General features: G+C 64.2%; 19 protein-coding genes and 1 pseudogene. 16 read left to right on the top strand and 4 right to left on the bottom strand.

The window, feature by feature from the left end:
* The first annotated feature begins 11 nt into the window (after positions 1-11).
* From FNB15_RS01095 to ppdK, 4 genes are all read left to right on the top strand, one after another.
* Positions 12-272, top strand: a complete 261-nt coding sequence (locus tag FNB15_RS01095) for a DUF6479 family protein (RefSeq protein WP_246068759.1) — start codon at positions 12-14, stop codon at positions 270-272.
* Positions 273-437: 165 nt separating this feature from the next.
* A complete protein-coding gene (locus FNB15_RS01090; RefSeq protein WP_144066939.1) occupies positions 438-1346 on the top strand; it encodes a glycine--tRNA ligase subunit alpha in 909 nt (302 codons plus the stop codon).
* Complete coding sequence (glyS, locus tag FNB15_RS01085) at positions 1346-3418, top strand: glycine--tRNA ligase subunit beta (RefSeq protein WP_144066938.1); 2073 nt, start codon at positions 1346-1348, stop codon at positions 3416-3418. Before FNB15_RS01090 ends, glyS begins: the two co-directional genes overlap by 1 nt.
* 197 nt (positions 3419-3615) lie before the next feature.
* Complete coding sequence (gene ppdK, locus FNB15_RS01080) at positions 3616-6240, top strand: pyruvate, phosphate dikinase (RefSeq protein WP_246068841.1); 2625 nt, start codon at positions 3616-3618, stop codon at positions 6238-6240.
* 84 nt (positions 6241-6324) lie between these two features.
* Here ppdK and apbC read toward each other — a convergent pair whose 3' ends face one another.
* The gene (apbC, locus tag FNB15_RS01075) at positions 6325-7503 is read right to left on the bottom strand and encodes an iron-sulfur cluster carrier protein ApbC (RefSeq protein ID WP_144066936.1); all 1179 of its coding nucleotides are present in this window, start codon (positions 7501-7503) and stop codon (positions 6325-6327) included.
* Positions 7504-7763: 260 nt separating this feature from the next.
* On the opposite strand from apbC, the gene hflK reads away from it, so the two are divergent.
* The 4 genes from hflK to FNB15_RS01055 all read left to right on the top strand — a co-directional run bounded on the left by hflK (position 7764) and on the right by FNB15_RS01055 (position 12268).
* Entirely contained in the window at positions 7764-8927 is a 1164-nt protein-coding gene (hflK, locus tag FNB15_RS01070; protein WP_144066935.1) for an FtsH protease activity modulator HflK, read from the top strand.
* Between the two features lie 15 nt (positions 8928-8942).
* Positions 8943-9833 carry a protease modulator HflC gene (hflC, locus tag FNB15_RS21295; RefSeq protein ID WP_144066934.1) on the top strand — a complete coding sequence of 297 codons (891 nt, stop codon included), beginning with the start codon at positions 8943-8945 and terminating at the stop codon, positions 9831-9833.
* A gap of 37 nt (positions 9834-9870) precedes the next feature.
* The gene (locus FNB15_RS01060; RefSeq protein ID WP_246068758.1) at positions 9871-11373 is read left to right on the top strand and encodes a DegQ family serine endoprotease; all 1503 of its coding nucleotides are present in this window, start codon (positions 9871-9873) and stop codon (positions 11371-11373) included.
* A gap of 124 nt (positions 11374-11497) precedes the next feature.
* The gene (locus FNB15_RS01055; protein WP_144066932.1) at positions 11498-12268 is read left to right on the top strand and encodes a class II glutamine amidotransferase; all 771 of its coding nucleotides are present in this window, start codon (positions 11498-11500) and stop codon (positions 12266-12268) included.
* 61 nt (positions 12269-12329) lie between these two features.
* Here the strand turns inward: FNB15_RS01055 and FNB15_RS01050 are convergent, their stop codons facing one another.
* On the bottom strand, positions 12330-12953 hold the full coding sequence (locus FNB15_RS01050) for an ATP-dependent Clp protease proteolytic subunit (RefSeq protein ID WP_144066931.1): 624 nt from the start codon (positions 12951-12953) through the stop codon (positions 12330-12332).
* Between the two features lie 158 nt (positions 12954-13111).
* On the opposite strand from FNB15_RS01050, the gene FNB15_RS01045 reads away from it, so the two are divergent.
* The gene (locus FNB15_RS01045) at positions 13112-13894 is read left to right on the top strand and encodes a 3-hydroxybutyrate dehydrogenase (protein WP_144066930.1); all 783 of its coding nucleotides are present in this window, start codon (positions 13112-13114) and stop codon (positions 13892-13894) included.
* Positions 13895-13981: 87 nt separating this feature from the next.
* Here the strand turns inward: FNB15_RS01045 and serB are convergent, their stop codons facing one another.
* Entirely contained in the window at positions 13982-14884 is a 903-nt protein-coding gene (gene serB, locus FNB15_RS01040; protein WP_144066929.1) for a phosphoserine phosphatase SerB, read from the bottom strand.
* A gap of 49 nt (positions 14885-14933) precedes the next feature.
* On the opposite strand from serB, the gene miaA reads away from it, so the two are divergent.
* The 4 genes from miaA (at position 14934) to ilvC (ending at position 19419) form a co-directional block, all read left to right on the top strand.
* Positions 14934-15899 carry a tRNA (adenosine(37)-N6)-dimethylallyltransferase MiaA gene (gene miaA, locus FNB15_RS01035; RefSeq protein WP_144066928.1) on the top strand — a complete coding sequence of 322 codons (966 nt, stop codon included), beginning with the start codon at positions 14934-14936 and terminating at the stop codon, positions 15897-15899.
* 115 nt (positions 15900-16014) lie between these two features.
* Positions 16015-17802: an acetolactate synthase 3 large subunit gene (locus FNB15_RS01030; RefSeq protein ID WP_144066927.1), complete on the top strand. Its 1788-nt coding sequence runs from the start codon at positions 16015-16017 to the stop codon at positions 17800-17802.
* 31 nt (positions 17803-17833) lie between these two features.
* On the top strand, positions 17834-18349 hold the full coding sequence (ilvN, locus tag FNB15_RS01025; protein ID WP_144066926.1) for an acetolactate synthase small subunit: 516 nt from the start codon (positions 17834-17836) through the stop codon (positions 18347-18349).
* 47 nt (positions 18350-18396) lie between these two features.
* Positions 18397-19419, top strand: a complete 1023-nt coding sequence (gene ilvC, locus FNB15_RS01020) for a ketol-acid reductoisomerase (protein WP_144066925.1) — start codon at positions 18397-18399, stop codon at positions 19417-19419.
* 57 nt (positions 19420-19476) lie between these two features.
* Here ilvC and FNB15_RS01015 read toward each other — a convergent pair.
* Positions 19477-20001: pseudogene (locus tag FNB15_RS01015) on the bottom strand (methylated-DNA--[protein]-cysteine S-methyltransferase).
* 133 nt (positions 20002-20134) lie between these two features.
* Between FNB15_RS01015 and FNB15_RS01010 the strand changes: the two are divergent.
* From FNB15_RS01010 to FNB15_RS01000, 3 genes are read left to right on the top strand one after another with little or no spacing between them, the layout of a single operon-like run.
* Positions 20135-21289 carry an Acg family FMN-binding oxidoreductase gene (locus FNB15_RS01010; protein WP_144066924.1) on the top strand — a complete coding sequence of 385 codons (1155 nt, stop codon included), beginning with the start codon at positions 20135-20137 and terminating at the stop codon, positions 21287-21289.
* 1 nt (position 21290) lies between these two features.
* Positions 21291-21764, top strand: a complete 474-nt coding sequence (locus FNB15_RS01005; protein WP_144066923.1) for a MarR family winged helix-turn-helix transcriptional regulator — start codon at positions 21291-21293, stop codon at positions 21762-21764.
* Between the two features lie 19 nt (positions 21765-21783).
* Positions 21784-22965 (top strand): lipid-transfer protein, encoded by a 1182-nt coding sequence (locus FNB15_RS01000; protein WP_144066922.1) that lies wholly within the window; start codon positions 21784-21786, stop codon positions 22963-22965.
* Positions 22966-23031 lie beyond the last annotated feature (66 nt).

The raw sequence follows: 23031 nt of genomic DNA, 5'->3' as shown, positions 1-23031 counted from the left end.
GAATCGCAGCCATGTTAAAAATTCTGCTCCTGATCCTCCTGGTCGCCGCCGTCTGGTACGGCTGGCGCTACATCAATCGCAAGCCCGCTCCCGGCAAAGCTCCCGCCCCGGCCGAGCCCAAGGCCCAGGCACAGTCTCCGGCGCCGAAGACGATCGCCGAGGACCTGAAACCCTGCCCGGTTTGCGGCACTTACATGGTGGTCGATCCGAAGCTGCCAGCCGACCAGGCTGCGGCCAGGACCTGTGGCCGCCCGGACTGCCGTCCGGCCTAGGCTCCCCGGGCGCGGTTTCTGAACCGGTTTCACACGCCGTTTTGGGCTTAAGTCGGGGATCGGCCGCAGGGGCCAATGGCTTGATTTGAAAGCCCCTGCTGGCTAAGGTCCGCCCGATTTCGGCCACCCCACGCACGCACAGGCGAGAGCGCAAAGGACCCTGCGATGGCGCCCACTGGACCCGCTGCGGCTTCGTCGTTTCAGGACCTGATTCTGACGCTGCAGACATACTGGGCGCGGCAGGGCTGCCTGCTGCTGCAGCCCTACGACATGGAAGTGGGTGCCGGCACCTTCCATCCCGCCACCACCTTGCGCGCGCTCGGCCCCGAGCCGTGGAATGCGGCCTATGTGCAGCCCTCGCGCCGCCCCAAGGACGGCCGTTACGGCGACAACCCGAACCGCCTGCAGCATTACTACCAGTTCCAGGTGATCCTGAAGCCGAGCCCGCCCAATGTGCTGGAGCTGTATCTCGGCTCGCTCGAAGCGCTCGGCATTTCGTCCAAGCGCCACGATATCCGCTTCGTCGAAGACGACTGGGAAAGCCCGACGCTGGGTGCCTGGGGTCTGGGCTGGGAAGTCTGGTGCGACGGCATGGAAGTGACCCAGTTCACCTATTTCCAGCAGGTCGGCGGCTTCGACTGCTCGCCGGTTGCAGCCGAAATCACCTATGGCCTCGAACGCCTGGCGATGTATGTGCAGGGCAAGGACAACGTCTACGACCTCGACTTCAACGGCCGCGGCGTGAAATACGGCGAAGTGTTCCACCAGGCCGAACGCGAATTCTCCGCTTACAATTTCGAACATGCCGACACCGAGCAGCTGTTCCGCCGCTTCGCCGATGTCGAGAAGGAATGCATCGCGCTGGTCGGGAAGGGCCTGGCCCTGCCGGCTTATGACCAGTGCATGAAGGCGAGCCATACCTTCAATCTGCTGGATGCGCGCGGCGTGATCAGCGTGACCGAGCGTGCCGCCTATATCGGCCGTGTGCGTGCGCTGGCCAAGGCCTGCTGCACCCAGTGGCTGAAGTCGCGCGGCCATAATGGCCCAATCCTTGACGGGAAGGAGGGCGCCTGATGCTTGGCGAACTCCTGCTTGAGCTGCATTCGGAAGAAATTCCCGCGCGCATGCAGCAGCGCGCCGCCGAGGACCTGCAGCGCCTCGTCACCGACCTGCTGAAGAAGTCCGGCCTGCATTTCGACAAGACCGAGTCTTACGTCACCCCGCGCCGCCTGGCGCTGGTGGTGCGCGGCCTGCCGCGCATGCAGGACGCCGTGCGCGAAGAGAAGAAGGGCCCGCGCGTCGGTTCGCCCGATGCCGCTGTGCAGGGCTTCCTGCGCGGCGCCGGCCTGACCTCGCTCGACAGTTGCGAGAAGCGCGATACCGGCAAGGGCGAATTCTGGTTCGCCATCGTCGAGAAGCCGGGCGAGGCCACGAAAGACGCGCTCAGGCGCCTGATCCCCGACGCGCTGGCCGCATTGCCCTGGCCGAAATCGATGCGCTGGGCCGATCAGCCGATGCGCTGGGTGCGCCCGCTGCACAGCATCATCTGCCTGTTCGAGGGCGAGACCGTGCCGTTCACGTTCGGTCATCTGACGGCGAGCGATACCACCTGCGGCCATCGCTTCCAGGCGCCGGCGCGCTTCTCCGTGCGTGACGCCGGCGACTATCTGCGCCGCCTGCGCGTGGCTTACGTGGAGCCGGATTTCGCCACGCGCCGCGCCGCAGTGCTGAAGGATGCCGCATTTGCTGCCGGCAACGAGGATCTCGTGCTGGTGGACGATCCGGGCCTCGCCGATGAGGTGACCGGCCTGGTCGAACAGCCGGTCGTGCTGCTCGGCCGCATCCCGCAGGATTTCATGAGCGTGCCGCGCGAGGTGCTGACCACCACGATGCGCACGCATCAGAAGTATTTCGCGCTCAATACCAAGGACGGCGCGCTGGCACCGCGTTTCGTCATAGTCGCCAATACGATGACCGACGATGGCGGCAAGCAGGTGATCGCCGGCAACGAGCGTGTGCTGAATGCGCGGCTGTCGGATGCCAAGTTCTTCTGGGACCAGGATCGCAAGGTCACGCTGGAAAGCCGCCTGCCGGCACTGAAGGACATCGTTTTCCACGCCAGGCTCGGCACCGTGGCGCAGAAGGTCGAGCGCGTGGAGCGTCTGGCCTACGAGATCGCCAGCGCGCTGCATGCCGATGCCAAGCAGGCGCGTCGGGCGGCCAAGCTGGCTAAGGCCGATCTGGTCAGCGGCCTGGTCGGCGAATTCCCCGAACTGCAGGGCGTCATGGGGCGCTACTACGCGCTGAACGACGGCGAGCCCGCCGAAGTGGCGGAGGCCATCGCGCAGCATTATGCGCCGCAGGGCCCGAATGACCGCTGCCCGACCGCGCCGGTTTCCGTCGCTGTCGCCCTGGCCGACAAGATCGACACGCTGGCCGGCTTCTTCGCCATCGACGAGAAGCCGACCGGCTCGAAGGATCCCTTCGCGCTGCGTCGCGCTGCGCTCGGCGTGATCCGCCTGATCCTGGAAAACCGGCTGGCGCTGCCATTGAAAGTGCTGTTCCGCTCGGCCCTGTCGCTGCAGATCGCGCAGGCCGAAAGCGAGCGCAGCCCGACCGAAGAGCTGATGCAGTTCTTCGTCGATCGCCTGAAGGTGTATCTGCGTGAGCAGGGCGTGCGGCATGATCTGGTCGCCGCCATCTTCGCCAAGGGCAATGACGACGACCTGCTGCGGATTCTGGCCAAGGTCGAGGCGCTGCGCGGTTTCCTGACCGACGGTGAGGGCGCCAATCTTCTCGTCGCCTATCGCCGCGCCAACAACATCGTGCGCGCCGAGATGAAAAAAACGCCGGATCTCAAGCTGGGCGAGATCGATGGCAAGCTGATCGCGCAGGATGAAGAGCGCGTGCTGGTCGCCGCGCTCGGCGATCTCGGTCGCGAAGCCTCCGGAAAGACACAGGACGAGGCGGATTTCCGCCATTATCTTGCCACACTTGCGCGGCTACGTGCGCCGGTCGATGCGTTCTTCGACCGGGTCACCGTCAATGCTGATGTGACGACCGTGCGACGCAATCGTTTGAGCCTGCTGTCTGCCGTCGTGGGCAGCATGGATCGTATCGCCGACTTTTCCCAGATCGAGGGGTAAATACTGCCATGGCCAAGAAGAAAGCTGCCAAGAAGGTCGCCAAGAAAGCGGTGAAGGCCCGCAAGGCAGCGCCGAAAAAGTCAGCACCCAAAAAGGCTGTGAAGAAGGTTGCCCGCAAGGCCGCGAAGCCTGCAGCTCCGGCCAAGGGGAAACTGGTTTACTCGTTCGGCGACGGCAAGGCCGAAGGCCGCGCCGACATGAAGAATCTGCTGGGCGGCAAGGGCGCCAACCTCGCCGAGATGTCCAACATCGGCCTGCCGGTTCCCCCGGGCCTGACCATCACCACCGAGGTCTGCACGGCTTACTACAAGAACGGCAAGCAGTATCCCAGGGAACTGAAGGGCCAGGTCGATGCCGCGCTGACGCGCGTCGAGAAACTGGTCGGCGCCAAGTTCGGCGACGCCAGGATGCCGCTGCTGGTTTCGGTTCGCTCGGGCGCGCGGGCCTCGATGCCGGGCATGATGGACACCGTGCTGAATCTCGGCCTGAACGACATAACCGTGGAAGCGCTGGCCAAGCAGTCGGGCAACGAGCGTTTCGCCTGGGACAGCTATCGCCGCTTCATCCAGATGTATTCCAATGTCGTGCTCGATGTCGGCCACGAGCATTTCGAAGAACTGCTCGAAATGCACAAGGAAGAGCATGGCCTCAACCTCGACACCGAGCTGAAGGCCGATGACTGGAAGCAGATCGTCGCCGCCTACAAGAAGAAGGTGCAGCAGGAACTGGGCAAGCCCTTCCCGCAGGATGTGCGCGACCAGCTCTGGGGCGCTATCGGCGCCGTGTTCTCCAGCTGGATGAACCAGCGCGCCATTACCTATCGCAGCCTGAACAACATTCCGGCCTCATGGGGCACGGCGGTGAATGTGCAGGCGATGGTGTTTGGCAATATGGGCGAGACATCCTGCACCGGCGTCGCCTTCACCCGCGATCCGTCCACCGGCGAGAAGATCTATTACGGCGAATACCTGATCAACGCGCAGGGCGAGGATGTCGTGGCCGGCATCCGCACGCCGCAGCAGCTCACGAAAGAGTCGCGGCTCAAGGTCGGCAACGACATGCCGTCGATGGAAGAGTCGATGCCGGCGACCTTCAGGCAGCTGGTCGGCGTGTTCAAGACGCTGGAAAAGCACTATCGCGACATGCAGGACATCGAGTTCACCGTCCAGCAAGGCAAGCTGTGGATGCTGCAGACCCGTTCGGGCAAGCGCACTGCCAAGGCCGCGATCAAGATCGCCGTCGACATGGTGAAGGAAAAGCTGGTCAGCCAGGGCGAAGCGGTCATGCGCGTCGACCCGGCATCGCTGGACCAGCTGTTGCATCCGACGCCGGATCCGAAGGCCGAGCGCAAGGTGATCGCCAAGGGTCTGGCCGCCTCGCCGGGCGCCGCCTCGGGCAAGGCGGTGTTCACTGCCGATGAAGCCGAGCAGTTGGCCGGCAAGGGCGAGGCCGTCATTCTCTGCCGCGTCGAGACCTCGCCGGAAGACATCCATGGCATGCATGCCGCCAAGGGCATTCTGACCGCGCGCGGCGGCACCACCAGCCATGCGGCCGTCGTGGCCCGTGGCATGGGCCGCCCCTGCGTTTCGGGCGCCGGCGCCATCCGCATCGACCATGCCGCCGGCAAGATGACGATCGGCGATCTCATCGTGAACAAGGGCGACGTGATCACCATCGACGGTTCGACCGGCGAAGTGATCCTCGGTGTCATGCCGATGATCGAGCCGCAGCTGTCGGGAGATTTCGGCCAGCTGATGGTCTGGGCTGACAAGCTGCGCAAGCTGAAGGTCCGCACCAACGCCGAGACTCCCGCCGATGCGGAAACGGCCGTACGCTTCGGCTGCGAAGGCATCGGCCTGTGCCGCACCGAACATATGTTCTTCGACGCCGACCGCATCACGGCGGTGCGCGAAATGATCCTGTCGCACAGCGTGGAAGGCCGGAAGAAGGCGCTGGCCAAGATCCTGCCGATGCAGCGCGAGGATTTCGTGCAGCTGTTCAAGATCATGGCCGGCCGCCCGGTGACGATCCGCCTGCTCGATCCGCCGTTGCATGAATTCCTGCCCAAGACCGATGGCGATTTCGACGCGGTCGCGCGTGGCACCGGCCTGAGTGTCGCGGCGCTCAAGGAGCGCAAGAAGGCGCTGGAAGAAACCAATCCGATGCTCGGCCATCGCGGCTGCCGCCTCGGCATCAGCTTCCCGGAAATCTACGAGATGCAGGCGCGCGCCATCTTCGAGGCGGCCGTGCAGGTGTCCAAGGCCGGCGGCAAGCCGGTCGAGCCGGAAGTGATGATTCCGCTGGTCGCCACCAAGGCCGAGATCGACATCCTGAAGGGCAAGGTCGATGGCGTTGCCGCTGCTGTGTTCAAGGAGCAGGGCAAGAAGGTGAAGTATCTGGTCGGCACCATGATCGAGCTGCCGCGCGCTGCCCTGCGCGCTGCCGATATCGCGGAGACCGCCGAATTCTTCTCCTTCGGCACCAACGATCTGACCCAGACCACGCTGGGCATCAGCCGCGACGACTCTGCCCTGTTCATGGAAGATTACCTGCGGGCCGGCATTTTCGAGCGCGATCCGTTTGTCAGCATCGATCAGGCCGGTGTGGGCGAGTTAGTGAAACTGGCTGCCGAGCGCGGCCGGAGCACCCGCAAGGATATCAAGCTGGGCATCTGCGGCGAGCATGGCGGCGACCCGTCGTCAGTGCGCTTCTGCCACAATGCCGGTCTGGATTATGTGTCCTGCTCGCCCTACCGCGTGCCGATCGCCCGTCTGGCTGCCGCGCAGGCGGCGATCTCCGAGGAACAGGCCAGCGAGGCCTGATCCGAACGGGAGCGTTCAATCAAAAAAGGCCGGCTGCCAGATAGCTTTTCTGGGCCGGCCTTTTTCTTTGGGCTCAGATCCGGGTCACTCAATCGTGATCTTCGGCATCCGGCTGGCGCCGGCATCCCGGTCCAGCTTGGCCGCCACCAGCGCCGCGATGGCGCGATAGGCCTTGGCTTCATCGCTTTCGGGCCTGGAGGCGACGATCGGCGTGCCGCCGTCGCTGGTCTCGCGGATCTCGATTTTCAGCGGCAGCTCGCCCAGGAAATCGCAACCCAGTTCCTCGGCCGTTTTGCGCGCGCCGCCATGGGCGAAGATATCGCTGCGATGGCCGCAATTCGGGCAGCAGAAGTAGCTCATATTCTCGACGATCCCGAGCACCGGCACATCGACGCGGCGGAACATGTTCAGGCCTTTGCGTGCATCCAGCAGCGCGATGTCCTGCGGCGTCGACACGATCACCGCGCCGGCCAGCGGCACGCGCTGCGCCATGGTCAGCTGCGCATCGCCGGTGCCCGGCGGCATATCGACCACCAGCACGTCGAGTTCGCCCCAGTTCACGTCGCGCAGCATCTGCTCCAGCGCGCTCATCACCATCGGGCCACGCCAGATCATCGGCGTGTCTTCCGGCACCAGGAACCCCATGGACATACAGGGAATACCCCAGCCCTGCATGGGTTCCAGGCGCTTGCCATCGGGTGAATTCGGCTTGCCGGAGATGCCCATCATGCGCGGCAGTGACGGACCGTAGATATCAGCATCCAGCAGGCCGACCTTCCTGCCGGACTGCGCCAGCGCCAGCGCCAGGTTGACGGCAGTGGTGGATTTGCCGACGCCGCCCTTGCCCGAGGCGACGGCGATGATCGACTTGATGCCGGGGATGGCCGGACGCGCACTGACTTCGGGCGCGGCGGCGGGTTTCTTCGCCGGGCCATGACTGTGCCCATGATCATGGCCGTGATCATGCGCATGCGCGTGGGCATGCGCCGGTTGCGCTGCAGCCGATTTACCCTGACTCTGGGCTGTCAGGACCACGGTGGCCGAGGTGATGCCGGGCAGGGCGGCGACGGCCTGTTCGGCGGCTTTGCGCAGCGGTTCCTTGCGCGCACCGTCCCGGGCCGGCACTTCCAGCACGAAACCGACATTGCCGCCCTTGATCACCAGGCCGGCCACCATGCCAAGCTCGACCACATTCTTGCCATGATCGGCGTCTACCACACCGCGCAGCGCGTCGAGGATCTGCGCTTCTGTAACTCCGGTCATGCTTGAAATCCCTGTAAACGTTCCAATATTCTTGATGGCTGGCAGGCAAAGCCGCGCTTGCGCCAAGCGATTGATATATCGCGGGGGCTGAAAGACGGCAATTCATCTGCTCGGCAGGCGAGGCCCTGTATAAAGGCGAGACGGGGACCGGAACGGGGCGACAACCCGGCGGTACAATGCGAAACTGGTGCCATCGCGCCGGACTTTTGGGTCTGGCGCAGTCTCGGATGGCCCGAATTCTGGTTAAGAAGGACTGTAGGATGCCCTGGAGCAATCAAGGTGGGGGTTGGCAAGGTGGCGGCGGCGGTGGTCGCGGGCCATGGGGCCAGGGGTCTGGCGGCGGTAATCGCGGTTCGGGCGGCGGCAATGGCGGCGGCCCGATCCCGCCCAGCCTTGAGGACATCCTGCGCAAGGGCCAGGACCGCTTCCGCGGCATGCTGCCGGGCGGAGACGTCTCCGGTCGCGGCATCCTGCTGCTGATCCTGGTCGCCGTGGCAATCTGGCTCGGCACCGGCTTCTACCGCGTCGATACCGACGAACAGGGCGTCGTGCTGCGCTTCGGCAAGGTGCATGCCGTCACCGAACCGGGCCTGCGCTATCGCCTGCCTTGGCCGGTCGACAGCGTGCTGACACCCAAGGTCACCTCGGTCAATCGCGAGGAAATCGGCTTCCGTTCGCTGGGCGATTCGCCGACCCGCGGCGCCCAGACCCGCGACGTGCCGGAAGAAAGCCTGATGCTGACCGGCGACGAGAATATCGTCGATATCGATTTCACCGTGCTGTGGCAGGTGAAGGATGCCGGCCAGTACCTCTTCAACGTGGTCGATCCTTCGCGCACCATCAAGCAGATCGCCGAGAGTGCGATCCGCGAAGTGGTCGGCAAGAACAATATCCAGTTCATCCTGACCGAAGGCCGCACCAAGATCGCCGACGATACCCGTCGCGTGATGCAGGCAGTGCTTGACAGTTACAGTGCCGGCGTGGTGATCACCCAGGTGGCGCTGCAGCGTACCGAGCCGCCGGCGTCGGTGATCGATGCCTTCCGCGACGTGCAGGCGGCCCAGGCCGACCGCGAGCGCGCGCAGAATGAGGCGGAAGCCTATCGCAACGACATCATCCCGCGCGCGCGCGGCGAAGTGCAGCGTCTGCTGCAGCAGGCCGAGGCGTACAAGCAGGAAACCATCGCCAATGCCCAGGGCGACGCCAGCCGCTTCACCCAGGTCTACAACGAGTACCGCCAGGCCAAGGACGTGACGACCAAGCGCATGTATCTCGAAACCATGGAACAGATCATGCGCGGCACCAACAAGGTGATCGTCGACAGCCAGAATGGCGGCCAGGGCGTGGTACCCTACCTGCCGCTGACCGAATTGCAGAAACAGCTGCCGCGCACGAACAATGCGCAGCCGCAGCAGCAGCGCTAAGAGAGGAGACGCATCATGAACCGCTCGCTCCTCACCATCGTCGTTATCGTCCTGGTTGCCGCCGGTTTCCTGGTCAAGGCTTCGCTGTTCACCGTGCATCAGGCCCAGCAGGCCCTGGTCGTGCAGTTCGGCGATCCGCGCAGCGTGATCACCGAACCCGGACTGAATGTGAAAATCCCGCTGATCCAGGATGTGGTTTACTTCGACAAGCGTATCCTCGGCCTCGATGCGCAGCCCGAGGAAATCCTCACCACTGATCAGCGCCGTCTCGTGGTCGACAGCTTCGTGCGCTACAAGATCACCAATCCGCTGCTGTTCTATCAGACCGTCCGCAACGAAACTGGCCTGCGCGGCCGTCTGGCGCCGTCGGTGGCCAACGCCTTCCGTGGCGCCTTCGGCAAGCTGGACGCCAGCACGATCATCTCCGGCGATCGTCCCTCGGCGATGCAGCAGGTGACCAACACGCTGCAGGAAGACAGCCGCCGTCTCGGTATCGAGCTGGTCGACGTGCGCATCAAGCGCGCCGATTTCCCCGACACCATCGGCCAGGCGATCTTCCGCCGCATGCAGACCGAACGCCAGCGCGAGGCGAATGAGCAGCGCGCCACGGGCTTCGAGCTGTCCGAAAGGATTCGCTCGGAGGCGGAACGTCAGCGCACCATCCTGATTGCGGATGCGCGCCGCCGTTCGGAAATCCTGCGCGGTGAAGGCGATGCCGAACGCACCAAGATTTTCGCCGAAGCCGCCAACAAGGACCCGCAGTTCTACGATTTCTACCGGTCGCTGCAGGCCTACACCAAGGCGCTGCAGCCGGGCGACACCACCATGGTGCTGTCGCCGGACTCCGAGTTCTTCAAGTATTTCGACAGTGCCACCGGGGCGCCGCGCCGCCCGGCGGGTCGTTAGTCAACATTCGTCGCCCGCAGAGGCGAGGAGGATGGTCATGGGTAGCATGATGCAGGATCGACTGGTTCGGAGCTGTGCGGTTGCCGCCACGGCCATCGTGCTGATGTTCGGTGCGGTTTCGCCGGTGCAGGCGCGCGCACCGGAGGGCGACTTCGCCGATCTGGCCGAGCGCCTGCTGCCGGCGGTGGTGAATATCTCCACCACGCAGACGGTGCAGAATCGCGGCATCACGCCGGAAGGCATGCCGCAATTCCCGCCCGGCTCGCCGTTTGAGGATTTCTTCAAGGAATTCTTCGAACGCCAGCAGCGCGGCGAGGGCGGCAACCGTCCGCCGCGCCAAGTGTCGTCGCTCGGCTCGGGCTTCATCGTCGATGCGCGCGGCTATGTGGTCACCAACAACCACGTGATCGCCGATGCCGACCAGGTGCGTGTCATCCTGCATGACAACACCGAACTGGAAGCCAAGATCATCGGCCGCGATCCTGAAGTGGATATCGCGGTGCTGAAGGTCGAGCCCAAGGACCGCAAGCTGACCGCGGTGAACTGGACCGATTCGGACAAGATCCGCGTCGGCCAGTGGACGCTGGCGATCGGCAATCCCTTCGGTCTCGGCGGCACCGTCACCGCCGGCATCGTCTCGGCGCGCGGCCGCGACATCAACGCCGGCCGCTACGACGACTTCATCCAGACCGATGCCTCGATCAACAAGGGCAACTCCGGTGGCCCGCTGTTCGACAAGGAAGGCAACGTCATCGGCATCAACACGGCGATCTTCTCGCAGTCCGGCGGCTCGATCGGCATCGGCTTTGCCGTGCCGGCCAATCTCGCCCGCCCGGTCGTGCAGCAGCTGATCGAATTCGGCCGCACCAAGCGCGGCTGGCTCGGCGTGCAGATCCAGTCGGTCACCGACGAGATGGTGGAAGCGCTCGGCCTGCAGCAGGCGCGCGGCGCGCTGGTTGCCAAGGTCGTCCCCGGCGGCCCGGCCCAGAAGGCCGGTATCGACAGCGGCGATGTGGTCGTCAGCTTCGATGGCAAGGCGATTGCCAGCACCAATGCGCTGACCCGCAGCGTGGCCGAGACCCCGGTCGGCAAGACCGTGAATGTCGAGATCATGCGCAAGGGCAAGAAGCAGACGGTGAAGGCCACGCTGGGCGAGCTGGAAGCCGCCATGGCCTCGGCCAAGACGGAGAACAGCCAGAAGGCCGATGCGGCCCGCCCCAGGGCCGGCCGTAACGAGACCGAGCTGGCCGATCTCGGCGTGCGCATCGCGCCGCTGACCAAGGAGCTGCGCCAGAAACATGACATCAAGGATGACGTGAAGGGCGTGGTGATCACCGATGTGGAGAATGACGGTCCGGCGGCCAAGCGCGACGTGCGCGTCGGCGACGTGATCATCGAGATGGCGCAGTCGGAAATCCGTAACACCGACGACGCGGTGGAGATGCTGAAGGCATTGAAAGATGCCAAGCGCAAGGTGGCGCTGCTGCAGATCCAGCGCGCCGGCGAGCCGCGCTTCGTGCCGGTGCCGCTGAAGTCTTAAGCGCCTCCGGAAACGGATTACAAAAGGCCGGCCCAGATATCTTGGTGCCGGCCTTTTTCTTTGCCCGCGTCGCAAATCCCAGTCGTTTCCCGTAAAATAGGCTGAACGAATCCGGGGGAAACATATGTGCCGCTGGCTGACCTATCGGGGCGATCCGATCTATCTGGAGGACCTGCTGTTCGCGCCGCGTTATTCGCTGATCGAGCAGAGCCTGCATGCGCGCAAGGCAGCGGTCGCCACCAACGGCGACGGCTTCGGCGTCGGCTGGTATGCCGAACGCGACCTGCCCGGCACCTATCGCGACATCCTGCCGGCCTGGAACGATCCGAACCTGCGCAGCATCGCGCATCAGATCCGCTCCAGCCTGTTCCTGGCGCATGTGCGTGCCTCCACCGGCACGGCCACCTCGCGCGCCAACTGCCACCCGTTTTCCAACGGGCGCTGGCTGTTCATGCACAATGGCCAGATCGGCGGCTATGCGCGTTTGCGCCGCCGTCTCGAGGCACTGATTCCCGATGGCCTGTATGAGCAGCGGCTGGGCACCACGGATTCGGAAGCGATCTTCTATCTCATGCTGCATCACGGCCTCGACCGCGATCCGCTGGCGGCGATCTCGGCCGCCATTGCCGATGTGCGCAAGCTGATGATCGAGGATGGCATCACCGAGGCTTTCCGCATGACGGCGTCGCTCACTGATGGCCGCTCGGTCTACGCGATCCGCTATTCGAGCGATGCCGAGCCGCCCAGCCTGTACTGGCGCATGGAGGACGGCCGGCTCACCATCGTGTCAGAACCGCTGGACGAGCATGTGCAGAAATGGCTGCCGGTGCCGCCGGGCCATGTGCTGGTGGCCGCCGAGGCCAGCGAAGTGACGCTCAGCGCGCTCGCCGCATAAAAAAAGGCCGGCCCAGAGAGCTATTCTGGCAGCCGGCCTTTTCGCATTCTATCAGCGAGCTTTATTCGATCTCGCGGGCGTTCTGCACGACCTTGCCGACCAGGCCGTATTCCACGGCCTGTTCCGCGCTCATCCAGTAATCGCGGTCGGTATCCTTCTCGATCCGCTCGATCGGCTGACCGGTCTCGCGGGCGAAGATCTCGTTCAGCCGCTTACGCATGCGGATGATTTCCTTGGCCTGGATGGCGACATCCGAAGCCGTGCCGCCGGCGCCGCCAGACGGTTGATGCAGCAGGAAGCGGGTGTTGGGCAGCGAGAAGCGGTTTTCTTTCTTGGCGGCGGAAAAGATCAGCGCGCCGGCCGAAGCGACCCAGCCGGTGCCGACCACGCGCACATCCGGCTTCACGAACTTGATCATGTCATAGATCGTGTCGCCCGATTCGACGTGGCCGCCCTGGCTGTTGATGTAGATGGTGACCGGGTCGTCGCTGGCCGACTGCAGCGCCAGCAGGCGGGCCGAAACTTCCTTGGCCAGTTTCTGGTCGATGCCGCCGAAAATCAGGATGGTGCGCGCCTTGAAAAGGCGCTCCTCGATGGCCGGGGTCTTGTCCCGCACCTTCTCCTTGTCGGTCTCGCCGTTCTTCTCCGGCTCGTCCTCGTCCAGGCGGGTGATACGGTTCAGCATGCGCGAAAGGCTCCTGCAAAAGTGCTGTCAAAAGTATCCCATGGGCGGCGCGGCAGCCGCAAGGCTCAGACCCGGCCGCAGCCGGCTGCGCCTAGGCAAAAGCCGGGCTTTTCCGCTAGGCTTCGGCCTCTCTCCAGGCAGGTAAGAAAGGTCGCGCCATGCTGAAAGGCAAGTCCGCCGTCGTCACGGGTTCCACCAGCGGGATCGGTTTAGGGATCGCCCGGGCGCTGGCCAAAGAGGGCGTCAACCTGATGCTGAACGGCTTCGGCGACGCCGCCGAGATCGAAAAGCTGCGGGCGGGCATCGCGGCCGAATTCGGCGTCAAGGTGGTCTATGACGGTGCCGACATGAGCAAGGGCGAGGCGATTGCCGCCTTCATCAAAAAGTCCGAACAGGAGCTCGGCGGCATCGACATCCTGGTCAACAATGCCGGCATCCAGTTCGTGTCGCCGGTGGATGAATTCCCCGATGCCAAGTGGGAGGCGATCCAGAGCATCAACCTGTCGTCCAGCTTCCACTGCATCAAGACCGCGCTGCCCGGCATGAAGAACAAGGGCTGGGGCCGCATCGTGAATATCGCCTCGGCGCATGGGCTGATCGCCTCGCCGTTCAAGTCGGCCTATGTGGCGGCCAAGCATGGCCAGGTCGGCCTGACCAAGTCGGTCGCGCTGGAAGTGGCCGAAGCCGGCATCACGGTGAATGCGATCTGCCCCGGCTATGTGCGCACGCCGCTGGTCGAGAACCAGATCGACGACCAGGCCAAGGCGCATAACATGCCGCGCGACAAGGTGATCCGCGAAGTGATCCTGGCGGTGCAGCCGACCCGGCGCTTTGTCGAGATCGAGGAAGTGGCCGCGCTCGCCGTCTATCTGTGCGGCGATGCGGCGAAGTCGATCACCGGCACGGCGATTGCGATCGATGGCGGCTGGACCGCGCGCTGACCTTGACTCGTCGTCCCCGCGAAAGCGGGGACCCAGTCTTTCCGTTGCTCTGGATTCCCGCTTTCGCGGGAATGACGACTGAGCGTTTCAGCCCCGCCCGTAAATCTCGTCGGCGCGATAGCCCTGCAGATACAGCAGCGCCGTCAGGTCGCCGTGGCGGATGTTGATGCGGGCCTGCTCCTGCACCTTCGGCTTGGCATGATAGGCCACGCCCATCCCGGCGGCGCCCAGCATGGCAAGATCGTTGGCGCCGTCGCCCACCGTGATGCAATCTTCCACCGTGATGCCACGCTCGCGCGCCACGCGCTGCAGCGCTTCCAGCTTCGCCTCGCGGCCCAGGATCGGCTCACGGATGCCGGCAATCGCCTCGTTCTCGAGGATCATGTGGTTGGCCTGCTGCTCGTCGAAGCCAAGCTGTTCGGCAATCGGCTGGGTGTAGTAGTCAAAGCCGCCCGAGACCAGCGCGCAATACACACCATGACTTTTCAGCGTGGCGAGCAGCGCCTGTGCGCCGGGCATCAGCTTGATGCGCTTGGCAGCATCATCCAGCAGGGTGGCCGGCTGGCCTTTCAGGAGGCTGACACGCTCGCGGATCGCTTCATAGAAATCCAGCTCGCCATTCATCGCCTTGCGCGTGATCTCGGCCACCTGCTCGCCGATCTCGGCGAGGTAGGCGAGTTCATCCAGCATCTCGTTGCGGATGATGGTCGACTCCATGTCGGCCACCAGGGCCCTCTTCCGCCGGTTGGGCGAGGTGGGCAGCGCGATCACATCGACCGGCGCATTGCGCAACGCCGCGCGCGTCAGTTTTTCAGCCTCGCGCACATCCACATTGTCGAAAGGGATGTCGCAGGCGATGCCGGGATCCAGCCAGTCCGGCGGGCCGACCAGGCCCCGCGCCATGGCCAGCGCGTCGCGTACGGCGCTGGTGAGTTTGGGCGTCAGCACGGCGTTATGAGGCGCGGCGATCAGGGTCAGAATGTTTTGCATCCGACTCTTCTAGGCTTGTACAACAGGCGGCGCAACAGATAGGCCTTCCGTGATCGATCCCAGCAAAGCCCCGATCCTTGTCGTCGCCGGCCCCACTGCCAGCGGCAAGTCGGCGCTTGGCATCGCCATCGCCGAAAAGGTGAACGGCACCATCATCAATGCCGACAGCATGCAGGTGTATCGCGACCTGCGGGTCCTGACGGCGCGGCCGACGGACGACGAGATGCGCCGGGCGCCGCACCGGCTCTATGGCGTGCTGGATGGCGCCGTGCATGGCACGGCTGCCGTGTGGGTCGATCTGGCAAAGCAGGCCATAACAGAGACCATTGCCGAGGGCCGGGTGCCGATCCTGCTGGGCGGCACCGGCATGTATCTGCGCAGCCTGTTCGAGGGGCTGGCCGAGATCCCGCCGATCCCGGCCGAGGTTCGCGCCGAGGTTCGCGCCCGGCTCGACAGCGAAGGCCCGCAGAGCCTGCATGCCGCGCTGAAACATGCCGATCCGGACACCGCCGCCAACCTGAAGCCGGGCGACAGCCAGCGGCTGGTGCGGGCCTGGGAAGTGCTGCAGGTGACTGGTCGCGGGCTCATCGAGTGGCAGAAAGCGCCGGTCAGTCCCGGTCTGCCGAACCCGGCCTTTCGTCTGTTGCTGCAGCCGCCGCGCGACAGCCTCTATGCCCGGATTGACCGGCGTTTCGAGGGCATGATCGACGTCGGCGCGCTCGACGAGGCCAAAGCCGTGCTGGCCCGCGGCGATATCCCGATGGAGGCCCCGATGCGCAAGGCGCATGGACTTCCTGAACTGGCTCAGTATCTTAAGGGTGAAATCAGCCTCGAAGAGGCGGTCCGGGTCGGCCAGCTCAACACCCGGCATTACGCCAAACGCCAGACCACCTGGTTCCGGCACCAGTTCAGTCCTGACCTGGTTGTGGAAAAAGACTTAAGTCAGCAAGAAAATTTCAACCTAGAGGCAGAAATCTTTCCATTCATTGTGAGATACCTGTTGACGGCCCGCTGACCCCCCGTTTAGGTTGGCGCCGATTTTGACGGCCGGGGCCCGTGTTCCGGCCGATTTTCGTCTAAAAGGCCAGTCTTTACCTAAAAGGGCCGTTTGCCCGAAGGATTTGAGCGTCATGTCCACCGCAGCGCAGGCTGCGCCGGCCCAGATGTCCGGTGCTGAAATGCTGATCAAGGCCCTGATCGACCAGGGTGTTGAGGTCGTATTCGGCTATCCCGGCGGCGCGGTCCTCCCGATTTACGACGCGCTGTTCAAGCAGAATGCCATCCGCCACATCCTGGTGCGCCATGAGCAGGGTGCGGTGCATGCCGCCGAGGGTTACGCCCGCTCGACCGGCAAGCCCGGTGTGGTGCTGGTCACCTCCGGCCCCGGCGCCACCAATGCCGTCACCGGCCTGACCGATGCGCTGCTCGATTCCATTCCGGTGATCTGCCTGACCGGCCAGGTCGCCACCCATCTGGTCGGCACGGATGCTTTCCAGGAATGCGACACCACCGGCATCACCCGGCCCTGCACCAAGCACAACTATCTGGTCAAAAACGTGGACGACCTGTCGCGCGTCGTGCACGAGGCCTTCTATGTCGCCACCAGCGGCCGTCCGGGCCCGGTGGTGATCGACCTGCCCAAGGATGTGCAGGTTGCGCCCGGCACCTACACCGGCAAGGACAACGTCAAGCACAAGACCTATCGCCCGCAGGTGAACGGCGACGACGCCAAGATCAAGGAAGCGGTCGCCATGATGGCCGCCGCCGAACGCCCGGTCTTCTATACCGGCGGCGGCATCATCAATGCGGGCCCGAAGGCCTCTGACCTGCTGCGCGAATTCGTGCAGCTGACCGGCTTCCCGATCACCAACACGCTGATGGGTCTGGGCGGCTATCCCGCCACCGACCGGCAGTTCCTCGGCATGCTGGGCATGCATGGCACTTGGGAAGCCAATCATGCGATGCATGATTGCGACGTGATGATCAATATCGGTGCGCGATTCGATGACCGCATCACCGGTCGTCTGGCGGCTTTCTCGCCGGGCTCGAAGAAGATCCATGTCGATATCGATCCGTCCTCGCACAACAAGACCGTGCGTTGCGACCTGAACATCGTCGGCGATGCCTGCCGCGTGCTGGAGCAGATGATCGCGGCGTGGAAACAGGGCGGTTACAAGCCGAACCAGAAGGCGCTCGACAAGTGGTGGCAGCAGATCGACCAGTGGCGCGCCCGCGACAGCCTCAAGTACAAGAAGGATTCCAAGATCATCAAGCCGCAGCTCGCCATCGAGCGGCTGTATGAGCTGACCAAGGATCAGGACACCTTCATCACCACCGAAGTGGGCCAGCACCAGATGTGGGCGGCCCAGTTCTACAAGTTCAACAAGCCGAACCGCTGGATGACCTCGGGCGGCCTCGGCACCATGGGCTATGGCCTGCCGGCTGCCATCGGCGTGCAGCTCGGCCATCCCGGCAAGCTGGTGGTGGATATCGCCGGCGAAGCCTCGATCCTGATGAACATCCAGGAACTCGGCACCGCGGCGCAGTTCCGCCTGCCGGTGAAGGTGTTCATCCTCAACAACGAATATATGGGCATGGTGCGCCAGTGGCAGCAGCTGCTGCATGGCGGCCGCTACTCGCAGAGCTATTCGGAATCGCTGCCCGATTTCGTCAAGCTGGCCGAAGCCTTCCATTGCAAGGGTCTGCGCGTGACCGACCCGGGCGACCTCGATGGCGTCATCAGGGAGATGATCGCCTATGACGGTCCGGTGGTGGTGGATGTCGCCGTCGACAAGGCGGAGAACTGCTTCCCGATGGTGCCGTCGGGTGCGGCCCATAACGAGATGATCCTGGCTGACGACAAGCCGAAGGATTCGAGCAACGCCAGCGTCACCGAAGAGGGCATGGCCCTCGTCTGAGGTCCGGCGTCACAGAAGAAGAAATCAGATCATGTCCGCGTCGCAGCAGCCGATCCAGTCTCACATTCTCTCAGTGCTTGTCGATAACGAGCCCGGCATCCTCGCCCGTGTCGTCGGGCTGTTCTCCGGCCGTGGCTACAATATCGAAAGCCTCACGGTGGCAGAGGTGTCCGATGCCGCGCATCTGTCGCGCATCACGGTCGTCACGTCTGGTCCGTCCAATGTGATCGACCAGATCAAGGCGCAGCTCGGTCGGCTGGTGCCGGTGCATAATGTCCATGATTTGACGGTTGAAGGCCCGCACATTGCGCGCGAACTGGCGCTGATCAAGGTGGCCGGCACCGGCGAGAAGCGCGTGGAGAGCCTGCGCATCGCCGATATCTTCCGCGCCCGGGCGGTCGACAGCACTATCGAATCCTTCGTCTTCGAGCTGACCGGCGCGCCGGAAAAGATCAACGCCTTTGTCGAGCTGATGAAGCCGTTGGGCCTGATCGATGTCTCGCGCACTGGCGTGGTGGCGATCAGCCGCGGCCCCAAGCCACTCTAATTCACTGAATACGAACAACGACGCTTTAATCCCGAGGAGAGACTGAAATGCGTGTTTATTACGACCGCGATGCGGACCTGAACCTGATCAAGGGCAAGAAGGTTGTCATCGTCGGCTACGGCAGCCAGGGCCATGCCCATGCGATGAACCTGAAAGACAGCGGCGTGAAGAATATCGCCGTTGCGCTGCGCAAGGGCTCGGCCGGCACGAAGAAGGCCGAAGAGGCCGGCTTCAAGGTGATGACCCCGACCGAAGCCGCCAAGTGGGCCGATGTCGTGATGGTGCTGACGCCGGATGAAGGCCAGTCGGACCTGTGGACCAACGACCTGCGTGACAACATGAAGGAAGGCGCCGCGCTTGCCTTCGCGCATGGCCTGAACATCCACTTCAACCTGATCGAGCCGCGCAAGGACCTCGACGTCTTCATGATCGCGCCGAAGGGCCCCGGTCACACCGTGCGTTCGGAATACCTCAAGGGCGGCGGCGTGCCGTCGCTGGTTGCCGTGCACCAGAATGCCTCGGGCAACGCGCTGGAAATCGCGCTGAGCTACGCCTCGGCCAATGGCGGCGGCAAGGCCGGCATCATCGAGACCACCTTCCAGGAAGAATGCGAAACCGACCTGTTCGGCGAGCAGGTGGTGCTCTGCGGCGGCCTGGTCGAGCTGATCAAGGCCGGCTACGAGACGCTGGTCGAAGCCGGCTACGCCCCGGAAATGGCCTATTTCGAGTGCCTGCATGAAGTGAAGCTGATCGTGGACCTGATCTACGAAGGCGGCATCGCCAACATGAACTACTCGATCTCGAACACGGCCGAATACGGTGAATACGTCACCGGTCCGCGCATCGTGACCGCCGAGACCAAGGCCGAGATGAAGCGCGTGCTGCAGGACATCCAGTCCGGTCGCTTCACCCGCAACTGGATGCTGGAAAACAAGGTCAATCAGACCTCGTTCAAGGCGACCCGTGCGGCGCTGGCCAAGCATCCGATCGAGGAAGTCGGCGCCAAGCTGCGCGCCATGATGCCCTGGATCGCCAAGAACAAGCTGGTCGACAAGGCCCGCTCGAACTAAGCGATTTCATATCGCACACGACGCGGCCGGCGGTGATGAACCGCCGGCCGTTTTCGTTCAGGCGACGCCCTCGTGCGCCAGCAACCAGCGTTTGCGCTCCAGCCCGCCGCCATATTTGATCAGCGATCCGTTGGCGCCGATCAGGCGATGGCAGGGCACCACGACGCTTAAGGGATTGGCGCCATTCGCCGCGCCGACGGCGCGCATCGCCGCCGGTCAGCCCAGTTTCGCCGCCAGCGCGCCGTAGCTCATCGTCTGGCCGGCCGGGATCCTGCGCAGCGCGCCCCAGACGCTGCGCTGGAATTCCGTGCCCGCAGCGGCGCAGGGGATGCCATCGAGCTGTTTCAGGTCGCCGGTGAAATAGCCATCCAGGGAGGCGCGCAGACCGGACGGGATGCGGGCAGTCTTCAATGCGATGCCGGCACCGTAATAGAGCCGCAGCAGGCGATGGAGCCGGTCTTCATGGTCGCTCCAGTCGAGCGCGCGCAACACATTGCACTCGTCGGTCACCAGCAAGGCCGTGCCGATCGGGGTTTTCAGCCGCGAGATGCGCAGATCGGCGGGCGGGTGGCTGGGCAGCATAGCCCATCATGCACCGGCCGGGCGATTCGCGCCAATGGCTCGACGATTTGTATCCGGCATCACATGCTGTCCTGTTGAAAGTTTCCACGGAAATGATATTTGTTTCCATGGAAATTAATAAATGGAGGCGGTCATGGCGGTTTCGCGACGGGGTTTTATCAGGGTGATTGGCGGCGGTGTGGTGGGCACTGCGCTGGTCGGTGGCGGCCTGCAGGGCTGCGATCGCATGCCGGCGAGCGCCGTGGCGCCGTGGAATGGGGCGCCTGCAGGCGAGACCGATCCGCGCCAGCGCGCGCTCAGCTGGGCTTTGCTGGCGCCCAATCCGCATAACATGCAGCCCTGGCTGGTCGATCTGCGCCGCGAGGGCGAAATCCTGCTGCATGTCGACCGCACGCGACTGCTGCCGGAAACCGATCCCTTTGCGCGCCAGATCGTCATCGGGCATGGCACCTTTCTCGAACTGCTGGTGCTGGCCGCCGGCGCAGACGGCTATCGCTGCGAGATCGACTACTTCCCGCAAGGCCAGCCGGCCGAAGGCGAGGTGGATGATCGCCCGCTGGCCCGCATCCGTCTGCAGCGCGACAGTGTGACCAATGATCCGCTGTTCGCGCAAATTCCGCACCGGCGCTCCACCAAAGAGCCGTATCTGGCGCAGGCACTGCAGCCAGATCATGCCCGCGACTTGCAGGTGGCGCATCGCGCGGGTCCTGCACAACTGACCATCACCAGCGATGCGGCACTGGCGGCTGGCTTACGCGGCATCACCGAGCGGGCAATGCTGATTGAACTGCAGACGCCGCGTGCCCTGAAGGAAAGCATCGATCGCCTGCGCGTCGGCGCCGATGCCATCGCGGCCCAGCCGGATGGGATCGAACTGCACGGACCGTTCTTCTGGTGGTTGTCGAAACTCGGCCTGATGACGCCGGAGAAAGCAATGACGCCCGGCACCATGGCCTGGCAGGGTGGCATCGACTACGCGCTCGGCTGGGCACGCGCCACGCCGGCGTTTGGCTGGCTGACCACAGTGGCGAATGATCGCGTCAGCCAGATCGAGGCCGGCCGCGCCTATGTGCGGCTCAACCTGAAGGCCACCGAGCTCGGCGTTGTCATGCATCCGGTTAGCCAGGTGCTGCAGGAATATCCGGAGATGGCCGCGTTACAGCGCGACTTCGCCGCGATGATTGGCGTTGCAGCCGGCCAGACGGTGCAAATGCTCTTCCGCCTCGGCTATTCTGACCCCGTGCCGCCGTCGCCGCGACGGCCGCTGGATGCCTTGTTGATGAGCTGAGATGCCGCGACCCAAGCCGAAGGATGCCGAGCTGCCCGCACCCGACCTGCGATTCCGCATCCTCAACTGGGTCGGCATCATCGACCAGCTCGCCTCCAACCGCGCCAATCGCACACTGCGCGACCAGGACCTGCCGCTGCCGCAATTCGTCATGCTGAATCACTTCAGCCACCGGCCCGAGGAGGGCAAGACGGTCGGCGGCATTGCCCGCGCCATGCAGCAGCTGCCGCCGGCGGTGACCAAGACGACGCAGAAGCTGCTGGTCAAAGGCTACCTGCGCGAGGCGCCGAGCCCGGACGATGCGCGGTCGAAGCAGCTGTTCCTGACCGCCAGGGGGAAAGCCGCCCATGGCAAGGCCATTGCGGCTCTGGTGCCCGAGGTCGTGCCGGCCTTTGCCGACTGGAAGCCTGCAGACCTCGAACAGTTCTGGCAGTATCTTGATAAGCTGAAGCTCTGGCTCGACCAGAACCGATAAAAAAGCAGGAGGAGATGTCATGGCCAAGGTGCTGGTTGCCGGTGTCGGCATGATCCCGTTCGCCAAGCCGGGCAACAGCGCGCCCTATGACGAGATGGGCGCTGCTGCTGGCGCGCTCGCCCTGAAAGATGCCGGCATCGACTATGGCCATGTGCGGCAGGCCTATGCCGGCTATGTCTATGGCGACAGCACCTGCGGCCAGAAGGCGCTGTATCGCCTCGGCATGACCGGCATCCCGGTGGTCAATGTCAACAACAACTGCTCGACCGGATCAACGGCTTTGTTTCTGGCGCGTCAGGCTGTCGCCAGCGGTGCCGCCGATTGCGTGCTGGCGCTCGGCTTCGAGCAGATGAAGCCCGGCGCGCTGGGTTCGGTTTTCACTGATCGCACCAGCCCGTTCGAGGACTTCGACAAGGTGACGGATGACCTCGTCGGCATGCCGGAAATCCCGCTGGCCTTACGCTATTTTGGTGGTGCCGGCCTCAGCCATATGAAGAAATACGGCACCAAACTCGAGACGTTTGCGCGCATCCGCGCCAAGGCCAGCCGGCATGCAAAAAACAATCCGCTGGCGCTGTTCCGCCAGGAAGTCAGCGTCGATGACGTGATGAACGCACAGATGATCTGGCCCGGCGTGATGACGCGCCTGATGGCCTGTCCGCCCACCTGCGGCGCGGCCGCGGCGCTTCTGGTGTCGGAGGCCTTCGCGAAAAGGCACGGCCTGCGTACCGATGTCGAGATCGCGGCGCAGGCGATGACAACGGATTATCCGTCCACCTTCGAGGCGCGCGACATGATGCAAGTGGTCGGCGCCGATATGAGCCGCACGGCAGCCGATCAGGTTTACGAGCAGGCCGGCATCGGCCCGCAGGATGTCGATGTCGTCGAACTGCATGACTGCTTCGCGCAGAACGAACTGATCACTTATGAGGCGCTCGGTCTCTGTCCGCTCGGCGAGGCCGAAGGCTTTGTCGAGTCCGGCGGCAACACCTATGGCGGCCGCGTGGTGACCAATCCCTCGGGCGGGCTGCTCTCCAAGGGGCATCCGCTCGGCGCGACGGGTCTGGCGCAGTGCTATGAGCTGACGCACCAGCTGCGCGGCACGGCAGATGCCCGCCAGGTGGAGGGCGCCCGGGTGGCGCTGCAGCATAATCTCGGTCTGGGCGGTGCCTGCGTCGTGACCCTGTACCGGCAGGCCTGAACCCAAGCAGGGGCGGCGGCCAAATAGCATTTGGGCGCTGGCGCCTCAATTCAGCCGTGTTTTCAG

It is taken from the genome of Ferrovibrio terrae, assembly GCF_007197755.1.
Taxonomy (GTDB): domain Bacteria; phylum Pseudomonadota; class Alphaproteobacteria; order Ferrovibrionales; family Ferrovibrionaceae; genus Ferrovibrio; species Ferrovibrio terrae.
This window is presented reverse-complemented; position numbering and strand designations above follow the sequence as displayed.